The organism is Streptomyces sp. P5F9 (genome assembly GCF_057961495.1).
The window spans coordinates 1-5,337 of sequence record NZ_JBXVPZ010000577.1 but is presented as its reverse complement, the minus strand read 5'-3'; the positions used below and the strand labels follow the sequence as shown (position 1 = coordinate 5,337).

Below are 5,337 nucleotides of genomic sequence, written 5' to 3'. Positions count from 1 at the left end.
GCCGGGGTCACCGGAGCCGGAGCCGCCCCGGCCCCCGCGCCGGTCGCGGCTCCGGCTCCGGTGACCCCGGCCGCTCCGGCGCCCGCCGCCGCCCAGGCCACGGACGACGGCGCCTACGTCACCCCGCTGGTGCGCAAGCTCGCGTCCGAGAACGGCGTGGACCTGTCCACCGTCAAGGGCACCGGCGTCGGCGGCCGTATCCGCAAGCAGGACGTCATCGCCGCCGCCGAGGCCGCGAAGGCAGCCGCCGCGGCCCCGGCTCCGGCCGCTGCCGCCGCTCCGGCCGCCACCGCCAAGAAGGCCCCCGTCCTGGAGGCCTCCCCGCTCCGCGGCCAGACCGTCAAGATGCCCCGCATCCGCAAGGTCATCGGCGACAACATGGTCAAGGCGCTGCACGAGCAGGCGCAGCTGTCCTCGGTCGTCGAGGTCGACGTCACGCGCCTGATGCGGCTGCGCGGCCAGGCGAAGGACTCCTTCGCCGCCCGCGAGGGCGTCAAGCTCTCCCCGATGCCGTTCTTCGTGAAGGCGGCGGCCCAGGCGCTGAAGGCCCACCCGGCCATCAACGCCCGGATCAACGTCGAAGAGGGCACGATCACCTACTTCGACACCGAGAACGTCGGTATCGCGGTGGACTCCGAGAAGGGCCTGATGACCCCGGTCATCAAGCACGCGGGCGACCTGAACATCGCCGGTATCGCCAAGGCCACCGCCGAGCTCGCGGGCAAGGTCCGGGCGAACAAGATCACCCCGGACGAGCTGTCCGGCGCGACCTTCACCATCTCCAACACCGGTTCGCGCGGCGCCCTGTTCGACACGATCATCGTGCCCCCGAACCAGGTCGCGATCCTCGGCATCGGTGCCACGGTCAAGCGCCCGGCGGTCATCGAGACCGAGGACGGCACGGTCATCGGCGTCCGCGACATGACGTACCTGACCCTCTCCTACGACCACCGCCTGGTGGACGGCGCGGACGCCGCCCGCTACCTGACGGCGGTCAAGGCGATCCTGGAGGCGGGCGAGTTCGAGGTCGAGCTCGGCCTGTAGCCGCCGGCCACCTGGCCTGTTGTTCGTACGGTGCCCCCGTCCCGGAGTTTTCCGGGCGGGGGCACCGGGCGTTTCCCGGCCGCGCGACACCTCGCATACCGCCCAGCGTCCCGGCGTACGATCCCGTCGTGCGCCGGTGCCAAGTCCTGGCGTCGCCGCCGGGCGTGGTAAACAGCGCGTGTCGACGGCGCCGCTCTCCCGCCTGTCCGAACCGGCGACGCGGAAGCCGCAGCGTCCGGTCTCACGAAGACGCGGGCGCCACCAGGCGCGGGGTGCCGGCCATGATCCGTAACCGCGCGGCGTCCGCCAGGCCCGCACGCCGGAGTGAGCGACGGTCGACAACCGGCCACCCCATCGCCACCAGCCCGGGACCCCGTGCCCCGCTTCGAACTCCCCCAGTTCATCGCGCCCCCGACGCCCCGCAGGGCAACGGCGTCGTCCGCGCCATCAGCGTGTAAGTCTCGTCTCACCTGCATGAAAGCGCCCCCGTGCGCCCCTCCCGAGCGGGCGTGCGGCCTTATTGTCTAAACGTCAAACGCCCTTAAGGAGCTCTCATGACCGCGCCCGTCGTCCACTCGCTGCGCGAACAGATCCGCGAGCACATCGTGGAGGGGATCGTGAGCGGGCGCTGGAAGCCGGGCGAGCGGATCGTGGAGCGGCGGATCGCGACGGAGCTTGAGGTCAGCCAGACGCCGGTGCGGGAGGCCTTGCGCGAGCTGGAGTCGCTGCGGCTGATCGAGTCCGCGCCGAACAAGGGCGTACGGGTCCGGAACCTGACCGCGGCCGACCTGGAGGAGAGCTACCCGGTGCGGGCCGGTCTGGAGGCGATCGCGGCGGAGCTGGCGGCCGAGCGGCTCGCCGCGGACTGCTCGGCGCTCGAACCGCATGTCGCCGCGCTCTACGAGGCCGACCGCAACGCGGACGGGACCGGCCAGGTCCGCCACACCGTCGGTTTCCACCGTGAGCTGGTCCGCGCCGCCGGCAACTCCGTGCTGCTGCACACCTGGGAGGGCCTCGGCATCGAGGTGTTCACGGCGCTGTCGATCCGCTGGCTGGGGACGGTGCAGCAGTCGTACGCGGAGGAGCACGAGGAGCTGGTGGCCGCGTTCCGGCGCCGGGATCCGCGGATCGCGGAGCTGGTGAAGGCACACGTGCTGGGCTGCGCCCCGCGCCCGTGACGCAGCCGAGCGCATCCACGCTCACCTGCGAAAACTCCCTGCGAAACGGCCCAAAAAACGGCACCCGGTGCCCCGGCAAAAGGCACCCCGTGCCGACTTTCTCGTAATCGAGATATTTTGCCCGGGAACCTTTGATCGATCATCGATCAGGGAGTTACAGTCACCGACGGGCCACGCGGCGGAAGCCGCACCGTGTCACAGCACAAGGGCCCGCCGCCCTGTCCTGCCAAAGACCAAGGGCACCCCCGAAATCCCCTTGCCGATGAGGGAACCCCCCTTCGACTGAGGAAGGCGGCGTTATGACCGACCCCTACGCCATCCAGCCGAGCGAGCTCGACCAGCTCCCGGACCGCGACCCCGAGGAGACCGCCGAATGGCAGGCCTCCCTGGACGCCGTCGCGAAGGCTGCCGGCCCGCACCGCGCCGCGTACCTGATGCGCCGCACGCTGGAGCGCGCGGAGGGCAACGGCGTCGCGCTGCCCAAGCTGCTTGAGACGGACTACGTCAACACCATCCCGACCGCCGCCGAGCCGTCCGTCCCCGGCGACGAGGCGATGGAGCGCCGGATCACCGCGTGGAACCGCTGGAACGCGGCGGCGATGGTGACCCGGGGCGCGAAATACGGCGTCGGCGGCCACATCGCCACCTACGCCTCCGCGGGCTGGCTGTACGAGACCGGCTTCAACCACTTCTTCAAGGGCAAGGAGGCGGACGGCTCCGGCGACCAGCTCTACATCCAGGGCCACGCCTCCCCCGGCATCTACGCCCGCGCCTTCCTCGACGGCCGCCTGACCGAGACACACCTCGACAACTTCCGCCGGGAGGCGGGCGGCAACGGCCTCCCGTCGTACCCGCACCCGCGCCGGCTGCCCTGGCTGTGGGAGTTCCCGACGGTGTCGATGGGCCTCGGCCCGCTGTCGGCGATCTACCAGGCGCGCTTCAACCGCTATCTGACGGCGCGCGGCATCAAGGACGTCTCGGACTCCCACGTCTGGGCCTTCCTCGGCGACGGCGAGATGGACGAGCCGGAGTCGACGGCGGCCCTCGCACTCGCCTCCCGCGAGGGTCTGGACAACCTGACCTTCGTCATCAACTGCAACCTCCAGCGCCTCGACGGCCCGGTCCGCGCGAACTTCAAGATCGTGCAGGAGCTGGAGGCCCAGTTCCGCGGCGCAGGCTGGAACGTCATCAAGTCGCTGTGGGGCAGCGCCTGGGACGAGCTGTTCCAGCTCGACACGACCGGCGCGCTCGTACGCCGCCTTCGCGAGGTACCGGACGCCCAGGTGCAGACGTACCAGACGCGTGGCGCCGCCTACATCCGCGAGGACTTCTTCGGCAAGGACCCGGCGCTCGTCGAGATGGCGAAGCTGCTGAGCGACGACAAGATCCTTGAGTGTTTCCACCTCTCGCGCGGTGGTCATGAGTCGCGCAAGGTCTACGCCGCGTACAAGGCGGCCGTCGAGCACAAGGGCGGCCCGACGGTCATCCTCGCGCAGACGGTCAAGGGCTTCACGCTCGGCGAGGGCTTCGCGTCGAAGAACGCCAACCACCAGATGAAGAAGCTGTCGACGGACGAGTTCAAGCAGATGCGTGACCTGCTCGAACTCCCCATCAAGGACAGCGACTTCATCGACGGGGTCGTGCCCTACGGCCACCCCGGCGCCGACTCCCCCGAGGTCCGCTACCTCCAGGAGCGCCGCGCGGCCCTCGGCGGCCCGGCCCCGGCCCGCCGTACGCACGCGATCGCTCCGCTGCCGTCTGCTTCGGAGAAGGCGTTCGCGTCCTTCGACAAGGGCTCGGGCAGCCAGAACGTGGCGACGACGATGGCCTTCGTCCGCCTGGTCAAGGACCTGGTCCGCGACAAGGAGACCGGCAAGCGCTGGGTGCCGATCGTGCCCGACGAGGCACGCACCTTCGGCATGGAATCGCTCTTCCCGTCGCTCGGGATCTACTCCCCCAAGGGCCAGACGTACGAGCCCGTCGACCGCGACCAGCTCATGTACTACAAGGAAGCCAAGAACGGCCAGATCCTCAACGAGGGGATCACCGAGGCCGGTTCGATGGCGGACTTCATCGCCGCGTCGACGTCGTACGCGACGCACGGCGAGGCGATGATCCCCTTCTACATCTTCTACTCGATGTTCGGCTGGCAGCGCACGGCCGACCAGATGTGGCAGCTCGGCGACCAGCTCGGCCGCGGCTTCCTCGTCGGCGCGACGGCGGGCCGTACGACGCTGACGGGCGAGGGGTTGCAGCACGCGGACGGTCACTCCCCCGTGATCGCGGCGACGAACCCGGCGGCGCTGTCGTACGACCCGGCGTTCGCGTACGAGGTCGCGGCGATCGTGAAGGACGGCCTCCGCCGGATGTACGGCGAGGCGGCCCCGGGTGAGGACCCGAACGTCTTCTACTACCTCACCGTTTACAACGAGCCGATCCCCCAGCCCGCCAAGCCGGCCGGCCTCGGCATCGACGAGGGCATCGTCAAGGGCCTGTACCGCTTCAACACGGCGGAATCGGCGGGACTTTCGCCGGCTGCCAACGCGGCGCGGATCCAGCTGCTCGGTTCCGGTACGGCGATCCACTGGACGTTGAAGGCGCAGCAGTTGCTCGCGGAGGAGTGGGGTGTGGCGGCCGACGTGTGGTCGGCCACGTCCTGGACCGAGTTGCGGCGGGATGCGTTGGACGCGGACGCGGCGTTGCTGCGGGGCGAGGAGCGGGTGCCGTACGTGCGGCAGGCGCTGCAGGGTGCCGCGGGTCCGGTGCTCGCGGTCTCCGACTACATGCGCCAGGTTCCCGACCAGATCGCGCAGTGGGTCGAGCAGGACTGGTCGTCGCTGGGTGCGGACGGGTTCGGGCTGTCGGATACGCGTGACGCGGCTCGGCGGTACTTCGGTGTCGACGCGGAGTCGATCGTGGTGGCGGCGCTGGCGCAGTTGGCGCGGCGTGGGGAAGTGAAGGCTACGGCGGTGAAGGAAGCGCGGGAGCGGTACGGCCTGTAGGGCTTGGTTTTTCGCCCCCGCCGCCGAGCTGGCACGGGAGCTGGAAGTCTCCGAGCGGACCGTCACCCGGGACGCGCAGGCACTGTCCGAGGCGGGCGTCCCGGTGTACGCGG

General features: G+C 70.3%; 3 protein-coding genes and 1 pseudogene. All 4 read left to right on the top strand.

The window, feature by feature from the left end; translation table 11 throughout:
• The coding region (gene sucB / locus AC31A1_RS45985) for a 2-oxoglutarate dehydrogenase, E2 component, dihydrolipoamide succinyltransferase (RefSeq protein WP_489659028.1) at window positions 1-1,044 on the top strand (1,044 nt) is incomplete at its 5' end.
• A 554-nt stretch (window positions 1,045-1,598) separates the two neighbouring features.
• Window positions 1,599-2,222, top strand: coding sequence for a GntR family transcriptional regulator (locus AC31A1_RS45980; protein WP_366493938.1), 624 nt, complete (start codon window positions 1,599-1,601; stop codon window positions 2,220-2,222).
• A gap of 299 nt (window positions 2,223-2,521) precedes the next feature.
• Window positions 2,522-5,224 carry a pyruvate dehydrogenase (acetyl-transferring), homodimeric type gene (gene aceE / locus AC31A1_RS45975; protein ID WP_489659027.1) on the top strand — a complete coding sequence of 901 codons (2,703 nt, stop codon included), beginning with the start codon at window positions 2,522-2,524 and terminating at the stop codon, window positions 5,222-5,224.
• A 19-nt stretch (window positions 5,225-5,243) separates the two neighbouring features.
• A pseudogene (locus tag AC31A1_RS45970) lies at window positions 5,244-5,337 on the top strand (helix-turn-helix domain-containing protein); the annotation flags it as partial.